25 protein-coding genes and 2 pseudogenes are annotated in these 25106 nt (G+C 70.3%); 10 read left to right on the top strand and 17 right to left on the bottom strand.

Annotated elements, in window-relative coordinates; all coding sequences use genetic code 11:
* The first annotated feature begins 145 nt into the window (after positions 1-145).
* Positions 146-1087 carry a LysR family transcriptional regulator gene (locus tag PBV52_RS28425; RefSeq protein ID WP_274242054.1) on the top strand — a complete coding sequence of 314 codons (942 nt, stop codon included), beginning with the start codon at positions 146-148 and terminating at the stop codon, positions 1085-1087.
* Between the two features lie 20 nt (positions 1088-1107).
* Here PBV52_RS28425 and PBV52_RS28420 read toward each other — a convergent pair whose 3' ends face one another.
* Positions 1108-2244: a sugar ABC transporter substrate-binding protein gene (locus PBV52_RS28420; RefSeq protein ID WP_274242053.1), complete on the bottom strand. Its 1137-nt coding sequence runs from the start codon at positions 2242-2244 to the stop codon at positions 1108-1110.
* Positions 2245-2517: 273 nt separating this feature from the next.
* Here PBV52_RS28420 and PBV52_RS28415 point away from each other — a divergent pair, with 273 nt between their 5' ends.
* Entirely contained in the window at positions 2518-3069 is a 552-nt protein-coding gene (locus tag PBV52_RS28415) for a hypothetical protein (RefSeq protein ID WP_274242052.1), read from the top strand.
* 39 nt (positions 3070-3108) lie between these two features.
* Here PBV52_RS28415 and PBV52_RS28410 read toward each other — a convergent pair whose 3' ends face one another.
* From PBV52_RS28410 to PBV52_RS51845, 4 genes and pseudogenes are all read right to left on the bottom strand, one after another.
* Positions 3109-4062, bottom strand: a complete 954-nt coding sequence (locus PBV52_RS28410) for a CU044_5270 family protein (protein ID WP_274242051.1) — start codon at positions 4060-4062, stop codon at positions 3109-3111.
* The gene (locus PBV52_RS28405) at positions 4055-4666 is read right to left on the bottom strand and encodes an RNA polymerase sigma factor (protein ID WP_274249641.1); all 612 of its coding nucleotides are present in this window, start codon (positions 4664-4666) and stop codon (positions 4055-4057) included. Before PBV52_RS28405 ends, PBV52_RS28410 begins: the two co-directional genes overlap by 8 nt.
* 149 nt (positions 4667-4815) lie before the next feature.
* The gene (locus PBV52_RS28400; protein ID WP_274242050.1) at positions 4816-6744 is read right to left on the bottom strand and encodes a long-chain fatty acid--CoA ligase; all 1929 of its coding nucleotides are present in this window, start codon (positions 6742-6744) and stop codon (positions 4816-4818) included.
* Between the two features lie 212 nt (positions 6745-6956).
* Positions 6957-8432, bottom strand: a pseudogene (locus PBV52_RS51845) (beta-ketoacyl synthase N-terminal-like domain-containing protein).
* An 87-nt stretch (positions 8433-8519) separates the two neighbouring features.
* On the opposite strand from PBV52_RS51845, the gene PBV52_RS28385 reads away from it, so the two are divergent.
* Together PBV52_RS28385 and PBV52_RS28380 are read left to right on the top strand one after the other, a co-directional pair.
* Positions 8520-9839, top strand: coding sequence for a 3-oxoacyl-ACP reductase (locus PBV52_RS28385; RefSeq protein WP_274242049.1), 1320 nt, complete (start codon positions 8520-8522; stop codon positions 9837-9839).
* Positions 9839-10765, top strand: coding sequence for a MaoC/PaaZ C-terminal domain-containing protein (locus PBV52_RS28380; RefSeq protein ID WP_274242048.1), 927 nt, complete (start codon positions 9839-9841; stop codon positions 10763-10765). The genes PBV52_RS28385 and PBV52_RS28380 overlap by 1 nt, the downstream gene beginning before the upstream one ends.
* Here the strand turns inward: PBV52_RS28380 and PBV52_RS28375 are convergent.
* From PBV52_RS28375 to PBV52_RS28335, 9 genes are all read right to left on the bottom strand, one after another.
* Entirely contained in the window at positions 10747-11409 is a 663-nt protein-coding gene (locus tag PBV52_RS28375) for a TetR/AcrR family transcriptional regulator (RefSeq protein WP_274242047.1), read from the bottom strand. The two genes, PBV52_RS28380 and PBV52_RS28375, sit on opposite strands and share 19 nt — an antisense overlap.
* Before the next feature lie 56 nt (positions 11410-11465).
* On the bottom strand, positions 11466-12809 hold the full coding sequence (locus PBV52_RS28370) for an SPFH domain-containing protein (RefSeq protein WP_274242045.1): 1344 nt from the start codon (positions 12807-12809) through the stop codon (positions 11466-11468).
* Positions 12806-14467 carry an SPFH domain-containing protein gene (locus PBV52_RS28365; RefSeq protein ID WP_274242044.1) on the bottom strand — a complete coding sequence of 554 codons (1662 nt, stop codon included), beginning with the start codon at positions 14465-14467 and terminating at the stop codon, positions 12806-12808. Before PBV52_RS28365 ends, PBV52_RS28370 begins: the two co-directional genes overlap by 4 nt.
* Before the next feature lie 192 nt (positions 14468-14659).
* A complete protein-coding gene (locus PBV52_RS28360; RefSeq protein ID WP_274242043.1) occupies positions 14660-14971 on the bottom strand; it encodes a DUF4229 domain-containing protein in 312 nt (103 codons plus the stop codon).
* Positions 14972-15067: 96 nt separating this feature from the next.
* Positions 15068-15592 carry a GNAT family N-acetyltransferase gene (locus tag PBV52_RS28355; protein ID WP_274242042.1) on the bottom strand — a complete coding sequence of 175 codons (525 nt, stop codon included), beginning with the start codon at positions 15590-15592 and terminating at the stop codon, positions 15068-15070.
* Positions 15593-15608: 16 nt separating this feature from the next.
* On the bottom strand, positions 15609-16268 hold the full coding sequence (locus PBV52_RS28350) for a UdgX family uracil-DNA binding protein (RefSeq protein WP_274242040.1): 660 nt from the start codon (positions 16266-16268) through the stop codon (positions 15609-15611).
* Between the two features lie 33 nt (positions 16269-16301).
* Complete coding sequence (mqnE, locus tag PBV52_RS28345) at positions 16302-17465, bottom strand: aminofutalosine synthase MqnE (RefSeq protein WP_274242038.1); 1164 nt, start codon at positions 17463-17465, stop codon at positions 16302-16304.
* An 82-nt stretch (positions 17466-17547) separates the two neighbouring features.
* A complete protein-coding gene (locus PBV52_RS28340) occupies positions 17548-18003 on the bottom strand; it encodes an Lrp/AsnC family transcriptional regulator (protein WP_274242037.1) in 456 nt (151 codons plus the stop codon).
* Positions 18004-18116: 113 nt separating this feature from the next.
* Positions 18117-18800 carry a UbiX family flavin prenyltransferase gene (locus PBV52_RS28335; RefSeq protein ID WP_274242036.1) on the bottom strand — a complete coding sequence of 228 codons (684 nt, stop codon included), beginning with the start codon at positions 18798-18800 and terminating at the stop codon, positions 18117-18119.
* 90 nt (positions 18801-18890) lie between these two features.
* On the opposite strand from PBV52_RS28335, the gene PBV52_RS28330 reads away from it, so the two are divergent.
* Positions 18891-19532 carry a rhomboid family intramembrane serine protease gene (locus PBV52_RS28330; protein WP_274242035.1) on the top strand — a complete coding sequence of 214 codons (642 nt, stop codon included), beginning with the start codon at positions 18891-18893 and terminating at the stop codon, positions 19530-19532.
* 57 nt (positions 19533-19589) lie between these two features.
* Here the strand turns inward: PBV52_RS28330 and PBV52_RS28325 are convergent, their stop codons facing one another.
* The 3 genes from PBV52_RS28325 to PBV52_RS28315 are packed head-to-tail and all read right to left on the bottom strand — an operon-like array spanning position 19590 to position 22443.
* Positions 19590-20072 carry a Uma2 family endonuclease gene (locus tag PBV52_RS28325; protein ID WP_306801451.1) on the bottom strand — a complete coding sequence of 161 codons (483 nt, stop codon included), beginning with the start codon at positions 20070-20072 and terminating at the stop codon, positions 19590-19592.
* A 14-nt stretch (positions 20073-20086) separates the two neighbouring features.
* The gene (mqnP, locus tag PBV52_RS28320; RefSeq protein WP_274242034.1) at positions 20087-20989 is read right to left on the bottom strand and encodes a menaquinone biosynthesis prenyltransferase MqnP; all 903 of its coding nucleotides are present in this window, start codon (positions 20987-20989) and stop codon (positions 20087-20089) included.
* Positions 20986-22443 (bottom strand): menaquinone biosynthesis decarboxylase, encoded by a 1458-nt coding sequence (locus tag PBV52_RS28315; protein WP_274242033.1) that lies wholly within the window; start codon positions 22441-22443, stop codon positions 20986-20988. The genes mqnP and PBV52_RS28315 overlap by 4 nt, the downstream gene beginning before the upstream one ends.
* A gap of 87 nt (positions 22444-22530) precedes the next feature.
* Here PBV52_RS28315 and PBV52_RS28310 point away from each other — a divergent pair, with 87 nt between their 5' ends.
* The 5 genes and pseudogenes from PBV52_RS28310 to PBV52_RS28290 all read left to right on the top strand — a co-directional run bounded on the left by PBV52_RS28310 (position 22531) and on the right by PBV52_RS28290 (position 25096).
* Positions 22531-22881, top strand: a complete 351-nt coding sequence (locus tag PBV52_RS28310) for a PLD nuclease N-terminal domain-containing protein (RefSeq protein WP_274242032.1) — start codon at positions 22531-22533, stop codon at positions 22879-22881.
* 33 nt (positions 22882-22914) lie between these two features.
* Positions 22915-23086: pseudogene (locus PBV52_RS28305) on the top strand (cytosine permease); the annotation flags it as partial.
* A gap of 224 nt (positions 23087-23310) precedes the next feature.
* Positions 23311-23919: a DUF6232 family protein gene (locus tag PBV52_RS28300; RefSeq protein WP_306801450.1), complete on the top strand. Its 609-nt coding sequence runs from the start codon at positions 23311-23313 to the stop codon at positions 23917-23919.
* A complete protein-coding gene (locus tag PBV52_RS28295) occupies positions 23916-24275 on the top strand; it encodes a hypothetical protein (protein WP_274242031.1) in 360 nt (119 codons plus the stop codon). Before PBV52_RS28300 ends, PBV52_RS28295 begins: the two co-directional genes overlap by 4 nt.
* A 146-nt stretch (positions 24276-24421) precedes the next feature.
* Positions 24422-25096, top strand: a complete 675-nt coding sequence (locus PBV52_RS28290; protein WP_274242030.1) for a hypothetical protein — start codon at positions 24422-24424, stop codon at positions 25094-25096.
* Positions 25097-25106 lie beyond the last annotated feature (10 nt).

Genomic DNA, 25106 nt, shown 5'->3' with positions numbered 1-25106 from the left:
CCCGCTCCTCCCCCGCACCGGTCCGGATTCCGGCGAGGGCGTGGAGCGGGTTGCCGCCCGGGCCCGCTCAGGATCGTCGTACAGCGGGCAGAGTGCAGTCAATCCTTGGGATTTGTGCGCAACCCCAAGTGTTAGCTTGGGGGTTGTGACCCTCGATGACCTACGTGTGTTCGTGGCCGTGTGCCGGGCCGGGAGTCTCAGTTCGGTGGCTCGGGAGCTGGGGTGCACCCAGTCGGCGGTGAGTCAGCATGTGAAGCGGCTGGAGCGGGAGACCGGGGTCGCGTTGCTGGAGCGGCAGCCTCGGGGGGTCGTACCGACGCAGGCGGGGCGGGTCCTGGAGGCGGCTGCCGCCGAGGGGATATCCGGGCTGGATCTGGCGGTACGCACGCTGCGGGATCTCGTCGACGGCGAGAGCGGGTACGTGCGCGTGGCGACGGGGGCGACGACCGTACGGCACTTCATGTCGGAGGCGGTCGTCGCGTACCGGCGGCGGCATCCCAAGGTCAACCTGGAGTTCCGCACGGTGAGTTCGGGCCGCGGCAGCTTCGACGCGCTGGCCGACGGCACGCTCGACCTGGCCTGGATCACCCTCGGCCCGCCGGTGCGCGGCATCGAGCAGCGGCCGGTGGTGGAGCTGCCGTGGGTGCTGGCGGTACGGGCCGACGATCCGCTCGCCGAGCGGCCGTACGTCGATGTCGAGGCCGACCTTCGGGACGTACGGCTGATCCGGCTGCCACCGAACTCCGCCTCGGCCGCTCATCTGGACGCCGCCTGTGCCGAGTTGGGCGTCCGGTTCGCGCACGACACGAGCGTCGCCGACTGGGACACGGCGCTGCTGCTGGCCGAGCTGGGGGTCGGGCGGGCGGTGGTCCCCGCACTGCCCGGACTGCACGTCCCCGTCCCCGTCCCCGGCTCCGTCTCCGGCGGCAGCGACATCGACGGCCACCGCGATCTGCGCCTGATCCCCCTGCCCTCCCTACGGCCCCTGCCCGTCGGCTGGGCCGTACGCCGCTGGGACGCGCTCAGCCCGCCGGCCCGGGCGTTCGCGGATCTGGTGGAGGGCCACCGCCGGGGCGCGCGGCGCTGACGGGCCCGGTCCGCTGCCGGCTACTTCAGGCCGATCGCCGCGCAGTCCGCCGCGTACTCGGCGGTGCAGATCTGCTTGACGGTGTAGACGCCGTCCTGGATCACCGTGTCCTCGATGTTGTCCTTCGTGAGGGCGACCACCGACACCAGCTGTGCCGGGATGTTCTCCTGCGTCGGGCTGTCGACCGAGTCCTGGGTCAGCGCGTCGAACTCGATGTCGCGTCCCTGGACCTTGTACACGGCCATCTTGGCGGCGTTGGTCGCCTCCAGCAGGAACGACTTGTACACGGTCATGAACTGCTCGCCCGCGACGATCCGCTGCACCGCGTCCAGATTCGCGTCCTGCCCGGTCACCGGCGGGATCTTGGCGGCGCCCGCCTCCTTCAGCGCGTCGATGACGGCGCCGGCCATGCCGTCGTTCGCCGAGTAGACGGCGGCGATGTTCCCCAGCCCGACGGCCTTGATCGCCTTCTCCATGTTCGCCTTGGCGACCTCGGGCGACCACTTGTCGGTGTCGTACTGCTTGACGATGTCCACCTCGCCCTCGAGCTCGTCGAGGGCTCCCCTCTTGAACCGCGCCGTGTTCGGGTCGTCGGGGTCGCCGTTCATCATGACGACCTTGCTGGACGCGGCCTTCGAGCCGAGTTCCTGGATGAGTGAGCGGCCCTGCACCTCGCCGACGAGTTCGTTGTCGTGCGAGACGTACGCGTCGATCGGCCCCTCGGCGAGCCGGTCGTAGGCGATGACCGGAATGCCCGCGTCCTTGGCCTTCTGCACGTCCGACGCGATGGCCTTGGAGTCCAGCGCGTCCACCAGGATCACGTCCACCTGGTCGTCGATCATCTGCTGGAACTGCTGGCTCTGCTTGTCCGTGCTCGCCTCGGCGTTGGCGTAGTCGACCTTGCCCTTGCCGTCGGTGAGGGCGGCGACTTCCTTCTTGATGAGGGGGTAGTCGAACTTCTCGAACCGCGCCGTGTCCTTGTCCGGCAGGAGAAGACCCACCGTGATGTCGTCGCCCTTCTCAGGCGACGCCGAGCTGTCACCGCCCCCGATACCGTCGATGACACCGCACGCGGTGAGCGAAAGGGCCGAACAGGACGCGGCGATGGCTATGCCGATGCGACGTACGGCCGAGGTGTGGGGGGTACGAGCGTTCACTAGTGGTGCCTTCCGAGCCGATGAGCGGCGTTACTACCCGGGTGGCGGTAGCCAACGCGGATTTGCCATGTCACGTCAAGCAGTTGTCGTAACGAGACGGCAACCGTTTTCCATGATCATCACTGCGCAGGTGTGAGGGTCATGACCACCGCGCCCTCGGAAGGGCGAATGCCCGAACTGTCGTACCAGTACGCCCTACGGTCTCACGCGGTCACCCGAGTTCCGGACGACCCGAGATGCAGAGAAGCCCGAGATCCAGAGAAGGGAGCCACCATGGCAACCGCCTCCCGTGCGGCGCTGACCGTCGAGGTCATGGAGATGCTGGCCCATTTCGACCCCCGGTTGTGGGAGCTCATCGACCCGGACGTGCCGCCCCACCCCATCCACGACGACGGCCTCGGCATCGGCTTCCGTTCGGCGGCCGGCGACGGGGCACGCCTCAACCCGCAGCCGCTCCCGCCCCGTAACGGCCTGTGGCACGCCGTCCGTGACATGTCCGTCTCGGTGGCGGAGGCGACGATCGCCGCCAGTCTGGCGGGGCGCAAGCCCGGCGACATCGTCAAGGAGGTCGGGGACGACATCTGTCCCGAACCGCCGAAGGTGCCCTGGCCGAAGAAGTGGCCCATGCCCGTGCAGCTCCGGCAGCAGCTCGTCGTCGACCCGCAGCGCGTCTCCCCCGCCATCCAGGCAACGGCCGCCCTGGTCTTCCAGTCGTATGCCCAGCGGACCACGGACAAGTCCCTGAGCACCGCCTTCACGGACCTGGCCGACCGGCTGTTGGAGAGGGCGCTGAAGACCGCGAAGACCGCGAACCACTCGGGCTGAGCCGGAGCCGGGAGGCGGCGGCCCGCGCCGCAGGCGGGCTCAGGCGTGCTGTCCGATGCGGTCGACCACCTGGATGTCCTGCAGGGTCCTGGTCTCCCAGTACCAGCCGGTCTGCACCCAGTCGTCCTTGCCCACCTTCTTCGGCACGCTGCCCTTGGTGCGCAGGCCCAAGTAGTCGTATGTCCGGCGGTCGAAGAGGAAGGTCCAGCCCGCCCCGGGGTACGAGACGCCGACGGCACTCCGGCCCACGACGTCCACGTCGTCGTAGTCCAGGCGGATCCGGGGCAGCTTGGACAGTGCCTCGAAGGCGGCGGCCTGCAGGCCGGGGGGCATCACACGCGGCCCCATCATCAGCATGCAGCCCTCCATGAACGCATACATGTCGGCCTGGGGTGAGTCCGCGCCGACGCCCCGGAACTGGCGCAGAAGCTTGTCGGGGTCCGTCGGCATCTTCTGGAGCTTGGAGTAGACGGTGGGAGGCCATCTCACCTCGTGCTCGCCGAGCGGAGGGTCGTGGTGGACCTTTCCGTACTCCTCGCGCAGGGACGGCTTGGAACCGTCCACCGACATCCAGCTCTCGTCGGTCCAGGTTCTGGTCCTGCCGCCCTTCACCGGCGTCCGCGAGATGTAGGTCTTGGTGTAGAAGTACTGGTCATTGCGCGGCGGGGGCAGATCGCTGCCCTGGGTGCGGGACCTGTCAGCGGCCCTGCGCAGCACCTCCGTCGCGCTGACCGTGCTCAGCCGAGGCGTGCTCTCGTCCTCGTCCTCGTCGCCGCGTGCCACGACGATCGCGGCGCCCACCGCCGCCGCGGTCAGGCCGGCGAGGGTGGCACGGAACATGAGGCGTCGGCTCAGTTCACGGCCGCGGGAGGCGACGCTGCGGGACTCCTCGTCCATGGCGGCTTGGAGGCGGGTGCGGGCGGCGGCGCGGGCCTGGTCGGAGGGGCCGTTGCTGTCGGTGCCCCATGCGCGCACTCTCGTCAGTTCATCCATGGTCGGTCTCCTTCCGAGATGCGGTCGAGGTGGTGCGAGCCGGTCTGCCGAGTGCCCGCCGCAGCCTGGTGCGGGCTCTGTGCAGGCGGGAGCGCACCGTGCCGACGGGTACGCCCAAGGCCTGCGCGGCTTCCTCGTAGTCGAGCTCTCCCCAGGCGATGACCAGCAGCACGTCCCGGTACCGGGCGGGCAGTTCGGCGAGAGCGCCGGCCAAGGTGCCGTCCGTCCCTGCGGCACCGAGCCTCTCGGTGACCGCGTCCTCGGGACCGCTGTCTTCGCGGCCCGGAGGCAAGGCCGCCATCCGCGACAGTGCCCGCAGCCGACGGGCCTCCTCCCTGCGGTGACGGCCGATCAGGTTGGTGGCTATGCCGTACAGCCAGGGCCGGGCGTGCGCGTGTGACAGGTCGTAGCGCCGACGGCGCTGAAACGCGATCACGAACGTCTCCGCCATCAGGTCGTCGGCGGTGTCGGAGCCCAGGCGGCGTGCGATGTAGCGGTGGATGTCGTCGGCGTAGCGGTCGAAGATCACGGCGAACGCGTCGGGCGCTTCCCAGGACCGTTCGATGACCGAGCCGTCGGAGCTGCCGCTCGCGCCTGCCGCCATGGCGAAGGCGGCACCCGCGCTCGGCAGGAGCGTCACGTCCTACCTCTGTGGTTCATGTCGTATCCCTCGAAGACCGGGTGTCATGGTCTCCTGCTGTTCGCTGACACCCGCCGCCGAGTTCCACCCCGCAGAGTGACGTGCCTCACACGCTACTTGGCGTACAACTCCTCCACCTGCGCCGCGAAGTCCCGCATGACCGCCTCCCGCCGCAGCTTCATCGACGGCGTCAGATGGCCGTCCATCTCGGTGAAGTCGGTCGGCAGGATGGTGAAGCGGCGGATGGACTCGGGGCGGGAGACCAGTTTGTTGGCCTCGTCCACCGCGCGCTGCAGGATCGCCCTCAACTCGTCGTCGTTCACGAGGAGTTCGGCCGGGACGGGGTGCTTGCCGTTCATCCGGCGCCAGTGGGTGACGCCATCCATGTCCAGGGTGATCAGCGCAGAGACGTAGGGGCGGCGGTCACCCAGGACGATGCACTGCGAGATCAGCGGGTGCGAGCGGAGCCAGTTCTCCAGCGGTGCCGGGGCCACGCTCTTGCCGCCCGCCGTGATCAGCAGTTCCTTCTTGCGGCCGGTGATCGTGAGGTAGCCCTCGTCGTCCAGGGCGCCGATGTCTCCCGTGGCCAGCCAGCCGTCCGCCGCGGCCGGGACCACGCCGCCCGCCGCCGGGTCCCAGTAGCCGCGCAGCACCTGGTCGCCGGCGATGAGGACCTCGCCGTCCGCGGCGATGCGGATCCGGGTGCCGGGCAGGGGCCAGCCCACCGTGCCCAGACGGGGCTTCAGGGGCGGGGTGACCGTCGACGCGCCCGTCGTCTCCGTCAGGCCGTAGCCCTCGTAGATCTCGATGCCCGCGCCGGCGAAGAAGGCGGCCAGCCGGCGGCCGAGCGGTGAGCCGCCGCAGATCGCGTACTTCACGCGGCCGCCCATGGCGTTGCGGATACGGCGGTAGACCAGGGGGTCGTAGAAGGCGCGGGCCGTCTTGAGCGCCGTGCTCGGGCCGCCGCCCGTCCCCGCGTGCCGGGCCTCCATCGCCTCGCCGTAGCGCTCGGCGACCGATGCCGCGCGGTCGAAGGAGGACACGCGGCCGCCCGTCTCGGCCTTGGCGCGGGCGCTGTTGAAGACCTTCTCCAGCATGTAGGGGATGGTCAGCAGACAGGTCGGGCGGAAGGCCGCCAGGTCCGGCAGCAGGTGCTCCGCCTTGAGGCTCGGGGCGTGGCCGAGGCGGACCCTGGCCCGGATGCAGGCCACCGCCACCATGCGGCCGAAGACGTGCGACATGGGGAGGAAGAGCAGCACCGACGCCTCCTCGCTCGTCCTCGCCTTGAAGATCGGGTAGAGGAGCTCGACCGCGTTGTCCACCTCGGCGAAGAAATTGCCGTGCGTCAGGGCGCAGCCCTTGGGGCGGCCCGTCGTGCCCGAGGTGTAGACGAGCGTCGCCAGCGTGTCCGGCACCAGCATTCCGCGCCGTACGCCCACTTCGCCGTCCGGCTGCTGCGCGCCCAGCTCCGCCAGCCGCTCCACGTGCCCCTTCTCCATCACCCACATGTGGCGCAGGTCGGGCACGCGGTCCAGTTCGGGGCCGAGGGTGGCCGCCTGGGCGGCGGTCTCGGTGACCAGGGCCACCGCGCCCGAGTCCTGGAGGATCCAGCGGGTCTGGAAGGCGGAGGACGTGGGGTAGACGGGGACCGTGACGAGGCCGGCCGCCCAGGCGCCGAAGTCGAGGAGCGTCCACTCGTAGCGCGTACGCGCCATGACGGCGATCCGGTCCCCGGGCATCAGCCCCTCGGCGATGAGCCCCTTGGCCACCGCCTGCACCTGCTCGGCGAACTCGGCCGCCGTCACGTCCGCCCACTGCCCGTTCTCGCCCTTACGGCTGAGGACCACCGCGTCCGGGGCCGCGCCCGCGTTGTCGAAGGGCAGGTCGGCGAGCGACCCGTGGGTCACCTCCGGCGCGAACGGCGGTACGTACGCCTCCCGTACGACGCCGTCCAGTCGCCTTGTCTCGGGCTGGATCAGGGTCGGTCCGGGAGCGTCGTCGAAGGCGGCCGACGGGGCGAAGGAGGGAAGCGGGGTGGACACGGGCGGCTCCTGCGGCGGGCGTGCAGCGATGAAACTGCTTGCTGCATGACGTACGTGCCTCGCGCACCGTGGCGTTCACCTGCCGAGGCCTGCGGAAAGGGTTACCGCTGGTTAGGCAGGCGATCGTACGGCGCCCGCGTGTGGGGGTTGTGCGGGTTCGGGGGTGGTCCGGGGCCAGGTATGTGCAACGTCGAGGGTTATGTGAGGGGCGTTCAGTTTCGATCGAGGATCGCTGTCACGCCCTGCCCGCCGGCCGCACAGACGGAGACCAACCCGCGCCCCGAACCGCCCTGCTCGGCCAGCGACTTGGCCAGCGTCGCCACGATCCGCGCGCCGGTCGCCGCGAAGGGGTGACCGGTGGCCAGGGACGAGCCCGTCACGTTCAAGCGGGCGCGGTCCACGGGGCCGAGCCCCCGCTTCTCCCATGCCGCCAGCGTGGCGAGCACCTGGGACGCGAAGGCCTCGTGGACCTCGACGAAGTCGAAGTCGGGGAGGGTGAGTTCGGCCCGTTCCAGTATGCGCGGGACCGCGTACGCCGGTGCCATCAGCAGCCCGTCCCCGCCACCCGCCGCATCGCCCGCCACATCGCCCCGCACGAAGTCCACGGCCGCCGTCTCATACGCGCTGAGGTACGCCAGGGGTTCCAGGCCCCGGCGGGCCGCCCACTCCTCGCTCGCCAGCAGCACCACCGCCGCCCCGTCCGTGAGCGGCGTCGAATTGCCCGCCGTCATGGTCGGGTCGGGCTGGTCGAGGCCGAACACCGGCTTCAGCGCGGCGAGTTTCTCCGGCGTCGAACCGGGCCGCAGGTTCTGGTCACGGTCCAGACCCCGGAAGGGCACGACCAGATCCTCGAAGAAGCCGCGTTCGTACGCCGCCGCCAGCCGCTGGTGGCTCGTCGCCGCCAGCTCGTCCTGGGCCTCGCGGGAGAGGTCCTGGCGTCAGACTCCCGCCGTCCGCCCGGAGGGCGGGCTCGGCGGCGTCTGGTGCGTGCGATCGCAAGGCGCCGGAGCGCCCTCGTGGCGGAGCCACGTGGGCGTTTCGGCAACGCGGCGAGCGCGCGTGCCAGACGCCGCCGAGCAGGCGGGAGTCTGACGCCAGGGCCTCAAACCCCAGGCCCGGGCGGTGACGGCGGCGTGCTCACCCATGGAGCGCTTCGTGCGGGGCTCGGCGTTGCGGGGGATGTCGGGGACGAGGTGGCTGGGCCGTACGCGGGTCAGCGCCTTGAGCCGCCCGCCGAGGGACTTGGCCCGCCGGGCCTGAAGCAGGATGCGGCGCAGCTCGTCGTTGACGCCGAGGGGCGCGTCGCTCGTCGTGTCGGCGCCGCCCGCGATCGCCGACTCGGTCTGGCCGAGCGCGATCTTGTTGGCGGCGGCGATGACGGCCTGGAGGCCGGTGCCGCAGGCCTGCTGGATGTCGTACGCGGGCGTGCGCGGGTCCAGCTTCGAACCGAGGACGGTCTCGCGGGCAAGATTGAAGTCCCGGCTGTGCTTGAGCACGGCCCCGGCGACCACCTCGCCGACCGCGCCCGCATCGCCGAGCCCGTACCGCTCGACCAGGCCGTCGACCACGGCCGTGAGCATGTCCTGGTTGGAGGCGGTGGCGTCCGGGCCGTCGGAGCGGGCGAACGGGATGCGGGTGCCCCCGATGATCGCCACGCGCCGGACCGCCGGTGGTTTCACGGGACTCATCTCCACCCACTCCTCACGTCCACCATGCCTTACCTCGGGTAACCTTACTCCGGAGTCAGCACGGAGCGCACTGGGAGTGGGACTGACATGGCCGACCGCTATCTGAGCTTCACCGGCACCGCGCCCGGCCGCTTCCTCACCCGCCGTCTGGGGTTGCCACAACCCGCACCGCTGAAACGCTGGTCACCGGAGCGGCCCGCCCTGGAGGGTGACCGGCTGCTCCTCACGGCCGGCAAGTCGGACCTGGAGCTGACGGACGCGGGCCTCGACCTGACGGCCTCCTCCGAGAAGCCCGCCGCCCTTCTCCTGGACGCCACGGGAGTCCGGGACGTCGAGACGCTCGCCGAGGTGCACGCGGCCCTCCACCCCGTCGTACGGTCGGTCGCCGCGAGCGGCCGGATCGTCGTCCTCGGCGCGCCCCTCGACGCCGCCGATCATCACCAGGCCGCCGCCCAGCACGCCCTGGAGGGCTTCACGCGCTCGCTCGGCAAGGAGATCGGGCTGGGCCGGACCGTGAATCTCGTACGGCTGACCGACGCCCGCGCCGCCGAGTCGACCCTGCGTTTCCTCCTCTCCCCCAAGTCGGCGTACGTCAGCGGCCAGGTGATCGAGGTCGGTGCCTACGACGAGAGCGGGGCGCCCGCCGACCCCGACCGCCCCCTCCCTGACCCCGGCCGCCCCCTCACCGGCCGCACCGCCCTCGTCACCGGCGGCTCGCGCGGCATCGGCGAGGCGGTCGCCGAGACGCTGGCCAGGGACGGCGCCCGGGTCGTCGTACTCGACGTACCGCAGGCCGAACAGGACGCGCGGCGCGTGGCCGACCGGCTCGGCGGCACCGCCCTCGCGCTCGACATCACCGCCCCCGACGCGGGCGAGCGCATCGCGGCCGCGCTGCCCGACGGACTGGACGTCCTGATCCACAACGCCGGCATCACACGCGACCGGCGGCTGGTCAACATGCCCGCCGAGCGCTGGAGTTCGGTGCTCGACATCAATCTGGCGAGCGTGCTGCGCACGACGGACGCGCTGCTGGCGAGCGGGACGCTCAGGCGGGGCGGCCGGATCGTGGCGACGGCGTCGATCGCGGGGCTGGCCGGGAACGCCGGACAGACCAACTACGGGGCGAGCAAGGCGGGCATCGTCGGCCTGGTCCGCTCCCTCGCGCCGCGCGCGCTCGCCGAGCACGGGGTGACTCTCAACGCGGTCGCGCCCGGCTTCATCGAGACGAAGATGACCGCCGCGGTTCCGCTGTTCATCCGTGAGGCCGGCCGCCGCATGAACTCCCTCGCGCAAGGGGGGCTGCCCATCGATGTCGCCGAGACCACGGCGTGGCTGGCGCATCCGGGGTCGGGCGCGGTCAACGGGCAGGTCGTCCGGGTGTGCGGCCAGAGCCTGCTGGGGGCCTGATGCAGACCACCCTGACCAGTTCCCCGGCGCTCGGCCCCCTCCTCGCACGGGGCGCGCTCCTGTCCCCCTTCAAGCGGCCCCGCCCGGACGCCGACTACCCGCGCACCCGGCTCGAACTGCCCGGTGTACGCATCGACCTGACGCGGCTCGCCGCATACGAGCGGGTGTGCGGCTTCCCGACCGGCGACGACTCGCTGCCGGTGACGTATCCGCATGTGCTGGGCTTCCCGCTCGCCATGCGGCTGATGAGCGGCCGGGACTTTCCGCTGCCGCTGCTCGGACTCGTCCATACGTCGATCGAGATCACCCGGCACACGGCACTGACGGCCACCGGGGAGTACGAACTCGCCGTGTACGTGGACGAGTTGGCGCCCCATCGACGGGGCACGGAGGCCGGCGTGGTCACCTCGGTGCGGTCGGGCGGGCAGGTCGTGTGGGAGTCCAGGAGCACGTATCTGGCCCGGCACCGCACCGACGGCCGTCAGGCGGCACCGCCGGTGAAGGACGTACAGAAGGACGGGCTGAAGGACGGGCTGAAGGACGTGCGGGAGGAGCGCAAGCCCCTGCCCGCCGTCGACGGATGGCGGCTCGCCTCCGACGTCGGGCGGCGCTACGGTGCCGCTTCCGGCGACCGGAACCCCATCCACCTCCACCCGCTCACCGCCCGCCTGTTCGGCTTCCCCCGGGCCATCGTGCACGGCATGTGGACGGTGGCCCGCTGCCTCGCCGCGCACGGCACACCGGAGGCGGTGCTGGTCCGGGCGGAGTTCAAGGCGCCGGTGCTGCTGCCGGGGACGGTGACGTACGCGGCACAGGGCGGGCGGTTCGAGCTGCGGGGCGGCGGGACGGGGGTGCCCCCGCTCGCGCGAAGCCGGGAGTCGGAGCGCGTCCACCTGGCCGGGGAGGTCTATCCGCTCGCCTCGTGAAGGGCGCCCGGCGGTGACCAGCGCCGGCCGTCCATGAGGTTGCCGAGGCCCGCCCACGCGAAGTTCATCAAGGTGGCCGCCGCCTGTCTCGCCGTCACGCCCGGCGTGGCGTTGGCCCAGGCGGCAAGCGATTCGGCGGCGCCGACCAGGGCCTCGGCGAGGCCGGCGACCTCGCTCTCGGGGAGGTCGGGGTCGCGATGCGCCTCCCGGGCCGCCGCGAGGATCAGCTGTGTCACGAACGCGACGATCTCCGCGCGCATCGCGGCGACCTCGGCGGCGAACGGCTCGCCATGGGTGCGGGCCTGGAGGTGCAGGACGGACCAGCCGTCCGGGTTCTGCGCGGTGTGCGTGAAGAACGCGCCGAGGCCTTCCCAGAGTTGGCGGTCGGCGGGCGCCTCGCGCCGGACGCCGGCACGGACGGCCTCGGTGAGCGCGGCCGCCTCGCGCCGGATGCAGGCCGTGAACAGGTCTTCCTTCGAGTTGAGGTAGAGGTACACCAACGGCTTGGAGACGCCCGCGAGTTCGGCGATCTCGTCCATCGACGCGGCCATGTACCCACGCTGGCCGAAGGTCCGCACAGCGGCGTCCAGCATCTGCTGCTCACGGACGGCCCGCGGCATCCGCTTGGTCTTCACGGCACCCATGCCCATCAGCCTACGGGCCGGGAGGGAGATCCCACCCGGCCCGCGACCACGCTGTCCTACTCCTCGCCACTCCCGTCGTCCTGGAATCGCGCCAACTGGTTGGCCCACTGCCGCCCGTCGACCGACGGCAGGGCCGTCAGCCGGGGCAGCAGCTGCGCGGTGAGGAGGGTGGACAGGGCCGAGGTGTCGGCGCTCGTGCCGTCGGTCCGTACGACCACCGGCTGCGGTGCCTTGCCGGCGAGCTTCGCGCCCACCTCCAGGCGGCGACAGGCGAGTTCGTACTGCAGGACGGCGCGGTTGTCGCGGTAGGCCGTGGCGAGGGCGCGCTGGGCGCGGGCCTCGTTCTCGGCTGCGATCAGACCGCTGCGGCCCCGCGTCTCGATCTCGAACCGCACACGCTGGGCGTTGGTCTCCTGCTCCTCCAGCAGCTGCGCGACCTCCTCGCGAGCCCGGTTCAGCGCGGCCTTGACCTCGACGATCCGGGCGTCCCGCACCTTCTTGGCGCGCTCGATGTCCATGCCCAGCTGGTCGATACGGCGCTTGCGGATCAGCCCCCACTCCTGCTCGTACGCCGTGCGCTCCTTGGCGACCCGCTCCCGGGTGGCCAGGTGCTGCTGGTACTGCGTCGGCAGCTGCACGTCGGGGATGTTGGAGCCGGTGATACGCACGCCGTAGCCGGACAGCTGGCGGTTGAGCAGCTCCTGCATGTCGGCCACGTCCGAGCCGCGCAGGTCGTACGCCCGCTCGGTGCGCATCTTCCGTGCCCGCTGCCGGATCGCGTCCTGTACGGCGCTGGAGAGCACCAGGTCGAAGTTGCCCGCGCCGATGGTGCGGACGAACAGCACGGCGTCGGTGATGCGGAACTTCAGGAAGAACTCGATGGAGCGCAGGGGGACGTTCTCCTGCGTGGGGCAGGCCATCACCGGTGCCGAGTACGGGATTTCGGTGGCCGTGTCGACGACGAAGTCGACCCGGGACCACGGGTGCCACAGGTAGTGGCGGCCGGCGTCCAGGGTGCGGACGACGGCGCCGTAGCGGGTCAGCACGCCGTTGGTGCCCTGCTCGATCTCGACGATCGAGGAGCGCCACCACCACAGCGCGCCGATCAGCAGGAGCACGACGCCGCCGACGTAGGAGAGGGTGGCGAGGGTGCTGTAGGCGAGGTCCCCGGCGGTCGACTCGGAGTCCGCCGCGCCCAGCGTCAGCATCACGCCCATGAACAGGGCGTAGACACCGAGCCACAGCGGCAGCATCCACCACAGGCGGCGCCGGTGGCGGGGGATGATGACCGGGATCAGGGTGTCGGCCTCGCCGCCGCGCAGCAGTCGCGCGATGTCGCTCCAGGGGGCGACCTTCTCGGAGATGACCGACCGGCGGTGGGAGGAACGGGCGGTGCTCACTGGGCGGCCTCCTCGGAGACGTCGGAGCTGCCGACGCTGCCGGAGCTGTCGGAGCTGTCGGAGCTGTCGGTCGATTCGGGCTGGTCGGGTACTTGCAGCACCGTCGGCCGGTCGGCGGCCAGCAGCGCACCGATCTCCGCCTCGCGCGCGGCGATCCGCTCGGACACCTGGGCGAGACGCGCCCGTACGGCGGCCGTGTCCTCCTCGGTGAACAGTTCCGTGCCCCGCTCGCCGACCAACTCGCGGGCCAGCTCCAGGAAGTCGATGCCCGCGTCCGCCGTGCCGCCGATGCGCACCAGCCGCGGCAGATGGTCGGCGACCTGCTCCAGCGTGTCCAGCACCTGCTGCTGGTAGCGGTACTCCAGGATCTCCGGCGCCTCCGCCGCGGTCACCGCGCGGATGTCCAGGGCCTGCGCCTCCAGGAGGGCCGCGTTCGCCTTCGCCTCCGACTCGGCCTGGACGTAGCGTTGCCGGGCGAGCGCCTGGGCGCGGTTGGTCTCGCGCTCCACGGCGGTGTCCATCTGTGCCTGGTACTGGGCGATGTCGGCCTGGATCGCGGAGAGCGTCTCGTGGCTGGAGGCGAGTTCACGGGTGAGGTCGCCCTCGTCCTGCTCCTTGCGGAGCTGGAGCGCGTACTCGTGCGTGTACGCCTCCTTGGCCACCCGCACCATCTCGGGCGCCGCCAGGTCCATGCGGTAGCGCTGGTCGGAGGGCTCGGCGTGGGTGATGTTGGCGTTGGTCAGCTCGACGGCCGGGCGGAACTGCTGGTTGAGCAGGTCCAGCAGCCGGCCGGTGTCCTCGCCGACCATGTCGTAGATGCCGGCGGCTTCCTGCTCGTAGACGAGGGTGCGGATCGTCTCGCTCACCGCGTTGCTCAGCTTCTCCTCGAAGCCGCGGACCGCGCCCAGCGTGTAGACGAACTCGGTCGGGTCGCTGATCCGGAACTGGATGAACAGGTCGATCGACGCCTTCACGCCGCCCTTGGTCGGTGCCTCGCGCACCGGCGCGTTGAACGGGTACTCGATCGTGGTGTTGACGATGTACGACACCCGCTTCCACGGGCTCAGCAGCACGATCCGGCCCGGGCCGACGACCTTCTCCAGCTTGCCGAACCGGGTGATCATCGCCTGGCAGCCGTCCGGCACCATGACCATGCCCTGGCGCCACCACACGAAGGCGACGGCGAGCAAGGAGATGAGCCAGGAGTGCACGCCGAACAGCGGGTTGGTCAGCACGTCGGCACCGGACGCCCCCACGATGGCCGCGCCCACCACGCTCAGCACGAACAGCATCAGCACCGGCAGCATGGAGAAGATCGAGCGGCCCTTGGGGATCACCATCGGGCAGATGGCGTGCACCATCTCGGTGCCCTCGCGCACCTGCTCGCTACGGCCGAGCGCCTCCCCGGCCTCGTCCAGCGGCACGGTCTTCTGGCGCATGACGGTGGCGGTGGAGCCACCCTGTTCGCGGGCGGCCGGGAAGTCGGCCGGGTCGATGCCCTGGCCCTGCGCGTCGTAGCCCTCGCCGCCGTCCGTGCGTGTCCCGCGTCCGCCGATCTGCCGCTGCAGTTCCTCCTGCGCGGCCGTCCGCGGGTCGGTGCCGGATGCGACGGCCTCGGCCACGCGTCGTGCGCCCTGCTTGGCGCGCGCTCGTGCCACGGTTCCCCCTTGTATTCCCTTGCCCGTTGGATGCGGGTCCTACTGCTCATACACCGGTCACCCCGATGTGGTTCCAGTCATCCCACATCATGATCCGGACAAAGGTAAGGGGGTGACCCGCACAGTTACCCATCGGTATCAGTTACCCATCGGTATCACTGTCGGGTCGGAAGAGACCGTACGGGGGCCCTACTAGGCCTGGGAAGAAGCCTGGCCCTGCGCCCGAGCCGCCTCGTCGAGCACGGCGTCCTCCTGGCTGCGGTTGGCCTCCAGGTTGGCCTTCGCACGGTCGACCTTCTGGACGATCCGCACGGAGGCGCGGTCGCGCTCCTTGCGCAGCACGACGAAGCTGATGGGGGCCGAGATCACCAGGGCGAGCAGGATGATCCACATGCCGTTGGAGTCGCCGAGGCCGCGCGGAGCGAGGCCGGAGTAGACGAGACCCCAGACGACCACGAGGCAGCCCACGAAGATTCCGAGGCGCATCAGTGTGTAGCGGAGCATCTCAATCCACTCTTCCGATTCCAAAAAGGGCCACTGTCCAGTGAAGCACGCGCAGCCCCCGATCTTGCAGGGGGGTCGGCGGGTGGACAGGAGGGGTCAGCCGAGCGGCAGCAGCATGATCACGTCGTCTCGGTCGTCACCCGGCGCGACCCTGATGGCGCCCGGGATCCGGCCGACCTCCTTGTAGCCGCAGGAGCCGTAGAAGCGTTCCAGGCCGAGGCCGCCCCGGCAGGTGAGCCGGATCGCCTCGATGCCGTCGATGGTGCGGGCGGCCTGCTCGGCGGCCGTCAGCAGGTCGCGGCCGTAGCCCTTGCCCTGATGCCGGGGGTGCACCATCACCGTGTACAGCCAGGTCCAGTGCGTCATCAGCCGGTGCGTGTTGAAGGTGAAGAAGGCCGTCGCGGCCACCTCGCCCGCGTCGTCGTGTCCGACCAGCAGCCGGGTGCGCCCCTCCGCCATCGCCGCGAAGTGCTTCACCAATTCCGGCCGTATCGCCTCACGCGTCACCGGCGGCACGAAGCCGACGGCTCCGCCCGCGTTGGAGACGTCGGCCCACAGGTCGAGAAGGCCGTCACGCAGGGCGGGAGTGACGGCGGGGTCCAGGGTAAAAGTAAGGGACACCGTGCCATCGTAACCATTACGACAGCGCCCGCGCCGCCACCCTCAGATCCGAGACCAGCCCCTCGTACGCCGCCTTCCGGTCCGCGTCGTCCTGTGCCCGCAGCACGGACGACGGATGCACCGTCGCCACCACCCTCTCCCGCCGGCCGTGGATCTCCCGCTCCAGCAGCGCACCGCGCACCTCGCCGACCCGGAACGACGAACCGAGCAGCGCCTTGCCCGCGCTCGCACCCAGGAGCACGATCAACTCTGGCTCCACGACGGCCAGTTCGGCAGCCAGCCAGGGGCCGCACGCCGTCATCTCGCGCAGGGTGGGCGCCTTGTGGATGCGGCGCTTGCGGGGTTCGGCCTGGGTGAACTTGAAGTGCTTGACGGCGTTGGTGACGTAGGCGTCCGCCGGGTCGATGCCGGCTTCCTCCAGGGCGCGGTCCAGCAGCTTCCCCGCGGGGCCGACAAAAGGCTTGCCCTGGCGGTCCTCTTGGTCGCCGGGTTGTTCGCCCACGAGCATGACGCGGGCGGTCTTGTCTCCGGCGCCGAAGACGGTCTGGGTGGCGTCCCTGTGCAGGGGGCAGCCCCTGCACTCGGCTGCGGCGCGACGGAGGGCGGGGAGACCGCCCCGGTCGGGGAGGAACGGTTCCGCGGTGTAGGCGTCCTCAGGAGCCTTCGTGCTCACCATGGCGGACGAGTACCACGGCCCCGCCCGCTGAAATCACACGCGCATCGGCTGGGGGGACTCGCGACGCAGCGGGTCCGGACCCTCGTACTCCCGAATGATCTCGTACCTGGTGTTGCGCTCCACCGGCCGGAACCCCGCGTCCCTGATCAGGTCCAGCAGATCCTCGCGCGTGAGCTTGTTCGGCGTGCCGTAGTTGTCCGCGTCGTGCGTGATCTTGTACTCGACGACCGAGCCGTCCATGTCGTCGGCGCCGTGCTGGAGGGCGAGCTGGGCGGTCTGGACGCCGTGCATGACCCAGAAGACCTTGACGTGCGGGACGTTGTCGAAGAGCAGCCGCGAGACCGCGAAGGTCTTCAGGGCCTCGGCGCCGGTCGCCATCTGGGTCCTGGCCTGCAGGCGGTTGCGTACCTTGCCGTCCTTCATGTCGACGAAGTCGTGCTGGTAGCGCAGCGGGATGAAGACCTGGAAGCCGTTCGTCTCGTCCTGGAGTTCACGCAGGCGCAGGACGTGGTCGACGCGGTGGCGGGGCTCCTCGATGTGGCCGTAGAGCATGGTGCAGGGCGTCTTGAGGCCCTTCTCGTGCGCCAGGCGGTGGATGCGGGACCAGTCCTCCCAGTGCGTGCGGTGGTCCACGATGTGCTGGCGGACCTCCCAGTCGAAGATCTCCGCGCCGCCGCCGGTGAGGGACTCCAGGCCCGCGTCGATCAGCTCGTCGAGGATCTCGGAGGCCGACAGACCGCTGATCGTCTCGAAGTGGTGGATCTCCGTGGCCGTGAAGGCCTTCAGCGAGACGTTCGGGAGCGCCGCCTTCAGCTCGCGCAGCGAACGCGGGTAGTAGCGCCACGGCAGGTTCGGGTGCAGGCCGTTGACGATGTGGAGCTCGGTGAGGTTGTCCGACTCCATCGCCTTGGCGAGCCCCACGGCCTCCTCGATGCGCATCGTGTACGCGTCCTTCTCGCCCGGCTTGCGCTGGAACGAGCAGTACGCGCAGGAGGCCGTACAGACGTTGGTCATGTTGAGGTGCCGGTTGACGTTGAAGTGCACGACGTCGCCGTTCTTGCGCGTGCGCACCTCGTGCGCGAGCCCGCCGAGCCACGCCAGGTCGTCCGACTCGTACAGCGCGATGCCGTCCTCGCGGGACAGCCGCTCACCGGAGCGGACCTTCTCCTCCAGCTCGCGCTTGAGCCCGACGTCCATGCGTACACCTCTCTCAGACAGACTTCGTAAACCGTACTCCCCCACCTTTCGGGCGGGGGGACCCCCATACGGCGCTCCGTGCCTACTCCTCTTCGGGCAGCTCTCCGACCCGGTTCTCCCACTTCGTGGAGAGCACGATCGTCGTACGGGTCCGGGACACGCCCTCGGTCCCGCTGAGCCGCCGGATGATCTTCTCCAGCCCGTCCACGTCGGCCGCGCGCACCTTGAGCATGTACGAGTCGTCGCCCGCGATGAACCAGCAGTCCTCGATCTCGCCCAGGTCCCGCAGCCGGTCCGCCACGTCCTCGTGGTCGGTGGCGTCGGAGAGCGAGATGCCGATCAGGGCGGTGACGCCGAGGCCGAGCGAGGCGGCGTCGACGGTGGCGCGGTAGCCGGTGATGACGCCGGCCGCCTCCAGCCGGTTGATGCGGTCGGTGACACTGGGTCCCGACAGGCCGACGAGGCGTCCCAGCTCCGCGTAGGAGGCCCGGCCGTTCTCCCTCAGGGCCTGGATGAGCTGCCTGTCCACCGCGTCCATGCGATTCGAAGCCTTCCACTGAAGAGGTCTGACGAGTTCTGACAAGTTCCTGAAGTGACGAGTACTGCTGGTGCCGCGTGATGCTGTTGCCGCGTGATGCTCTCGCGTGCCGCTCAGGTTGGGTGGGCGCCGCCGCCGAGTTCGCCCTTCCAGCGGCGGTAGAGCCGGTGCTCGACGCCCGCCGCGTCCAGGACGCGTCCGGCGACGAAGTCGACCAGGTCCTGGATGTGCGTCGCCCCCGCGTAGAAGGCGGGCGAGGCCGGCACGACGATCGCCCCCGCGTCGTCCAGTGTCACCAGGTGCCGCAGCGTCTGCCCGCCCAGCGGCGTCTCCCGTACGGCGACGACGAGCTTGCGCCCCTCCTTCAGGGTCACGCTCGCCGACCGCTGCAACAGGTCCTTGGACAGCCCCAGCGCGACACCGGCGACGCACGCGGTGGAGGCAGGCACGATCAGCATGCCCTTCGCCGGGTACGACCCCGAGGACGGCCCGGCCGCGAGATCCCCGGCGTTCCAGTACCGGACGTCCTCGATGTCGGCCTCGAAGGTACCGGGCTTGCCGTCGGCTCCCCGGGCGAGCCACTCCCGCAGGTCGTCCTGCCAGTGCCCGTCCCGGAACGAAATGCCCGTCTCGTCGAGCAACGTCAGCCGCGACGCCCGGCTGACGACCAGGTCGACACTCTCCCCCGCGGCGAGGAGCGCGCGCAGCACCGCGGCGGCGTATGGGGTGCCGGAAGCGCCGGACACCCCTACGATCCAAGGCGCACGCGGCGTCTCTCCTGGCTTGACTGGGTTCACGACACCGAGCCTATCCGGCGTCGCGGGGTGGGAACCGACCAAGGGTGGCCGGGCGTTCCCCGGAGGGACGAGTGGGACGGTGGGGTGGCCATGGCGGGTACGTCGGAGGTGTCGGACACGTGGGGCGCGGAGCGCGAGTGGTCGCGGGGTGACCGCGCGCGGACGGCCGCCAAGCTGATGCTGGGCTGGGTGGCGCTGCTGTGGCTGCTGGAAGTGGCCGACGTGCTCAGCGGGCACGCCCTGGACGGCTTCGGCATCGTCCCGCGCACCGCGTCCGAGCTGGTGGACGTCGTCCCGGCCTCCTTCATCCACTTCGGCTTCGCCCACGTCGCCGCGAACAGCGTGCCGCTGCTGGTCCTCGGGTTCCTGGCCGCCCTCGGCGGCATACGCCGGTTCGCCGCCGTCTGCGCCCTGATCGTCGTCGCCGACGGCCTCGGCGTGTGGCTGATATCCCCGTCCGGCAGCAACACCGCGGGCGCCTCCGGCCTGATCTTCGGCCTCTTCGGCTTCCTCCTGGTCACCGGCTTCGTCGAGCGCCGCCCGCTCGGCGTCCTGGTCGGCCTGCTCGTGGCCGCGGTCTGGGGCGGCTCCATACTGGCGGGCCTCGCCCCGACCCAGTCCGGCGTCAGCTGGCAGGGCCATCTGGTGGGGCTGGTGGCGGGGGTGGCGGCGGCGTTCTTGCTGCGGCGCCGGTCGACTGCGCTCACGCTCAGGGCCGGGGGCGCGACTTAGGGTCGACGGGGAGGCCGGCGGTGGGAACGGTCAGCTTGCCGAGCGGGGAGTCGATGGTCAGGTCAGGGCCATAGGGGCCTGAATGGTGTCGCGGCCACGGTAGACGTCAGGGCCGGGGTTCCACATCGTGACGCAGTGGCCCTTCAGCGGGTCGAAGATCAGGTAGTTGGCGATGCCCCGGGAGGCGTAACAGCGGGGTTTCACCTCGTAGTCGCGGCGGATGCTGCCCTGTGAGACGACCTCGACGACGAATTCGATGACATCGACCGGGTACGCGAGCTCGTTCCGGTTCACCTCCGGCGCGGGGATCACGGCCAGGTCGGGACAGAGCTCGTTGTCCTCGTCGAAGGGGAAGACGACATCGCTGACGAGGTCCCACACCGGCCCGAGCTGCGGGTCGAGGGCGTTCCATGCCTCGTAGATCGTTCTGGCGTGGTGCGGCCTGAGCGGGCACGCCACGACACTGCCTTCGACGATCTCCGTCCGAAATCCGGGGAAGGCGTCCTCGAACCGGCTGAGCTGCGTGTGCAGGCGGGTCATGGGCCGCACCGTAATCAGACGGTCAGACCCCGAACCAGAAGATCCAGCAGCGCACACACGAACAGGGCAATCCCGATGAACCCGTTGACGCTGAAGAACGCCCGGTTCAGGCGGGACAGGTCGTGCGGGCGGACGATCGAGTGCTCGTACACGAACGCGCCGGCCACGATCAGCAGGCCCAGCCAGAAGAAGGCGCCCGCGTCCGTGGCGAGCGCGTACCAGACGAGCAGGGCCGTCGTGATCGCATGGCAGGCGCGCGCTCCCCAGATCGCCGCCGGGACGCCGAAGCGGGCCGGGACCGACATGACGCCGGTCTCGCGGTCGGCCTCGATGTCCTGGCAGGCGTAGATCAGGTCGAAGCCGCCGATCCAGATGCCGACGGCAAGGCCGAGGATCACCGCGTCCCAGGACCAGGTGCCGGTGACGGCCAGCCAGCCGCCGACCGGGCCCATCGCCTGGGCGAGGCCGAGGATCGCCTGGGGGAAGTTCGTGAACCGTTTGCCGTAGGGGTAGACCACCATCGGGATCACCGCGATGGGGGCCAGGGCCAGGCACAGGGGGTTCAGCAGGGCCGCCGAGCCCAGGAAGATCACCAGGGCGATCAGGGCGCCCGTCCAGGCGTGGCGGACCGACATCGCGCCGGTCACCAGCTCGCGGTGGGCGGTCCGAGGGTTGCGCGCGTCGATCTCGCGGTCGATGATCCGGTTCACCGCCATGGCGAAGGTCCGCAGGCCCACCATGCAGATGGTGACCAGGAGCAGCCGGCCCCAGTGGATGTTCCTGTCCCACTGGAACATCGCGGTCAGCGCGGCGATGTACGCGAAGGGCAGCGCGAACACCGAGTGCTCGATCATGACGAGGCGGAGGAACGCCTTCGTGCGTCCTGGCTGCGGAATCGCGGCGGAGGCGCTGCTCACAGGCCGTACTCCTTCCAGCGGCGGTCGACCTTCGCCGCCGTCTGCGGGTCGGACTCCACCATGTCGGGCCAGCCGCCGTCGCGCGTGTAGCCCTCCTCGGGCCACTTCTTCGTCGCGTCGATTCCCGCCTTGCCGCCCCAGAACTGCTGGTAGGAGGCGTGGTCGAGATGGTCGACGGGGCCTTCTACGACCGTGAGGTCACGGGCGTAGTCGGTGTTGCCGAGCGCCCGCCAGGCGACCTCGTGCAGGTCGTGGACGTCGCAGTCGGAGTCGACGACCACGATCAGCTTCGTCAGGGACATCATGTGGGCGCCCCAGATTGCATGCATCGTCTTCTGGGCGTGCTTGGGGTACTTCTTGTCGATCGAGACGATCGCGCAGTTGTGGAAGCCCCCGGCCTCCGGCAGGTGGTAGTCCACGATGTCCGGGACGATGATCTTCAGGAGGGGGAGGAAGAAGCGTTCCGTCGCCCGGCCCAAGGGTCCGTCCTCCGTCGGAGGCCGGCCTACGACGATCGACTGGAGCAACGGCCGCCGCCGCATCGTCACGCAGTCGATCTTGAGGGCGGGGAAGGGCTCCTGCGGCGTGTAGAAACCGGTGTGGTCCCCGAAGGGACCTTCCGGCAGCATCTCGCCGGGCTCCAGCCACCCCTCCAGCACGACCTCCGCCTGCGCCGGCACCTGCAACGGCACCGTCTTGCAGTCCACCATCTCGATCCGCTTGCCCGAGACGAACCCGGCGAAGAGGTACTCGTCGATGTCACCGGGGAGCGGCGCGGTGGAGGCGTAGGTCACGGCGGGCGGGCAGCCGAAGGCGATGGCGACCGGCAGCCGCTCTCCCCTCCTCGCCGCCACCTGGTAGTGGTTCCGGCTGTCCTTGTGGATCTGCCAGTGCATGCCGATCGTGCGCTTGTCGTGGCGCTGCAGCCGGTACAGGCCCAGATTCCGTACGCCGCTCTCCGGGTCCTTGGTGTGCGTGAGCCCCAGGTTGAAGAAGGAGCCGCCGTCCTTGGGCCAGGTGAACAGCGCCGGCAGCCGGTCGAGGTCGACCTCGTCGCCGTGCAGCACGACCTCCTGCACCGGCGCGTTGTCCGACTTCACCTTCTTCGGCGGCACGTGCGTCATCGCGCCGAGCTTCCCGAAGGCCTCGCGGACCCCGACGAACCCGTGCGGCAGCTCGGGCTTGAGCAGTCCGCCGATCTTGTCGGAGATGTCGCCGTACGACTTCAGGCCCAGGGCCTTGAGCAGCCGCCGGTCGGTCCCGAAGACGTTCATCGCGAGGGGCATCGACGACCCCTTCACGTTCTCGAAGAGCAGCGCGGGACCGCCGGACTTCTGTACGCGGTCGACGATCTCCCCGACCTCCAGATACGGATCGACCTCAGCCTTGACGCGCTTGAGGTCGCCTTCGCGCTCCAGCGCCCTGAGCAGGGAACGAAGATCGTCGTAAGCCATGGGGTCAAGTATCCCCGAGCGGCTACCCTGACCCTGAACCCGGGGGCCGTGCCCCCGGCCCGACGACCGTTTCGCTGGAGAGGACCCATGCTCCGGGTGCTGATGTTCCTCGTGCCACTGGCACTGAGCGTGTACGCGTTCATCGACTGCATCAGCACGAAGGAGGACGACATCCGCCACATGCCCAAGCCGCTGTGGGCGATCCTCGTCCTGCTCTTCCCGCTCGTCGGCTCGATCTCCTGGCTGATCGCGGGCAAGAAGCGCAGCCCGGCCGCCGACGGCTGGTCCGGAGTCCGGGACCGGCAGCGCCAACAGTGGGTCGCCCCCGACGACAACCCCGAGTTCCTGAAGTCCCTGGACGAGGACGACGACAAGAGGAACAAGAGGGATGAGAGGGACGAGAAGAAGGACGACGGGCCGAAGCACGACGAGCCCTGACAGCGAGCCACCGTCCAGGCTGACAGCACGCCCCTGGGCGTGGTGACGCACGGGACCCTGTCGCTGGACGGGCCGCGGTTCGGCGTCCCGCAGATGGCGATCGGCCGCTTCTCCTTCGGCTAACGGGGCAATCTGCTGCCGTCGGGGGTGAACGAGCACGGCCTTCGCACTCACCACGCTGACGGGCCTGCCGCCGCTCCCCTCCGCCTCGCGGGTACTGGGTGGGGCCGTGGCTGGGGGTGGTGCTGGTCGAGCGCCGGCTCCGGTCCCGTACGCCGCACGAGTACCTGACGGCACGCCTCGGGGACCGGTCGTCTTCGTCTCCATCGCAGCCGAACTCTCCACAACAGCACCACACTTGGCCCTGTCGACGGCGTGCGAGTGATGAAACGCTACGTAGTCGACTTCGTCCTCAGAAGGAGCATGGAGATGACGGAACCCACAGAACGGCCGTGGAACACCCCACCCGACATTCCGCCCCTGCCACCACCGCTCTTACGCGGGGCCCAGGTCGATCTGCGTGTCGACAAGCGACTGCTCTGGGTCGGCAGGGCCGCTTACCCCCTGGCGAACATCACCCGCGTGTACACCTACACCCTCCATCCCAGACGGATGGAGGCCACGGTGCGCTTCTTCAAGAACATCGGGATCATCCTGTCGATCGCGTTCGCCCTCACCATCCTCGGCGCCGTGACGACCCTCGGGAGCGAGAGCGCGGGCAGCGGGATCATCACGTTCGTCTGGATCGCCGCCGCGGCCGCACTGATCTACTGCGTCGGGCAGCTGATCTCGGTGCTGTCGGCGCAGTCGTACTACGTACTGGCCGCCGAGACATCGGGTCCGTCGATGGCGGTGGTGACCAGCTCGAACCCGGCGCACCTGGACCAGCTCGTCGGCTACATCGTCAACGCGATCGAGAACCCGGAGGCCGAGTTCCAGGTGACGGTGGAGAGCATCACGGTCTCCCCGAGGCACTACCACTTCGGCGACAACGTCAACATGTACGGCGGTACAGGCAACGTGGGGATTTCGGCATGAGCGGCGACAGTTACCACTTCGGCGACAGCGTGACCATGAACGGCGGCCAGAACAACATCGGCATCGACAAGAAGCAGGTGACGTCCGCCGACACGTCGCCCGCGTCCGCCGAGATGCTGTCGGCGGTCCAGGAACTGCTGCGGCTGGTCGAGGAGCTGCGCGCCCAAGTCCCGGCGGCCAGCGCGCAGGCCATCGACGACTCCCTTCCCGCCATCAGCCCCGACGGCACCGTGCCCGCCCAGGACCGCCATCGCGCGCTGATGGCCATCGCCGGAATCGCCGCGACGGTCGGTGCTGTCGGCCAGCCGGTGCTCGACGCGGTCAACAAGATCCTCGGGCTGCTGGGCGGGCAGTAGCAGCGGGCGGCCAGGTCGTCCGGCGGCTGACACCGCCGAGTGATCGGCGCCTGAGGCCGAAGACCTCTGCGCTGCCGTCCACCTGATCGCCAACGGGCGGTTACGACCGTACAGTTGACGGTCCCTACGGGACGGACAGGGGCGTCATGACCAGGCTTCTCAACTGGTTCCGCGGCCAGGAGACCCCGATCAAGGCAGCGGTCATCGGGGGCGTCTTCGCGGTGACCGCCGCCCTGATCACGGCCACGGTGACGTTGCTCGTCGCAGTGACGCGCCCGAGCGACAGCCTGGCCCCCTCCCCCACGCCGACCACCCCGGCGCCCGCCCCGGACCGCACGCCCCCGGTCCCTACGACCACCGGGCCACGGCCCGACCCCACCGAGACGTCGGCCTCTCCCACGCCCTCGCCTCCGCGCCCCTCTCCGACCCCTGCGCCCACGTCGGCGGCCCCAGCGCCCGCGCCGCAGAGCCGGGTGCGCTGGCACGGCACGCTGGAGCTCGACCCCGGCAGGGTGACCAGGGGCTGGTGGCTCGACCGGACACCGCCCGGGAGCGCGGTGAACGGCGACGTGTACACCGAGGGCTCCAGCGTCCTTTACAGCGACGCCGCGCTCGTCGCCTGGCCAGGCTCCGGCGCACCGACGCACGATGAGTGCGCGACGCTCCTCAACACGAATCCCGGCCGGCACACGCTGGACGTCCAGGTGGGTGACCGGGCCTGCGTCGGTACGTGGGACGGCCGTGTCGCCTACGTCGAGGTGATCTCGATCCCGGACGGCGAAAGCATGCGCGTCACGGCGACCGTCTGGCAGCGCCAGTGACCGCTCTGGC

The sequence above is a fragment of the Streptomyces sp. T12 genome (genome assembly GCF_028736035.1).
Taxonomy (GTDB): domain Bacteria; phylum Actinomycetota; class Actinomycetes; order Streptomycetales; family Streptomycetaceae; genus Streptomyces.
The sequence above is the reverse complement of the archived record's forward strand: the minus strand, read 5'-3'. Positions and strand labels throughout refer to the sequence as shown.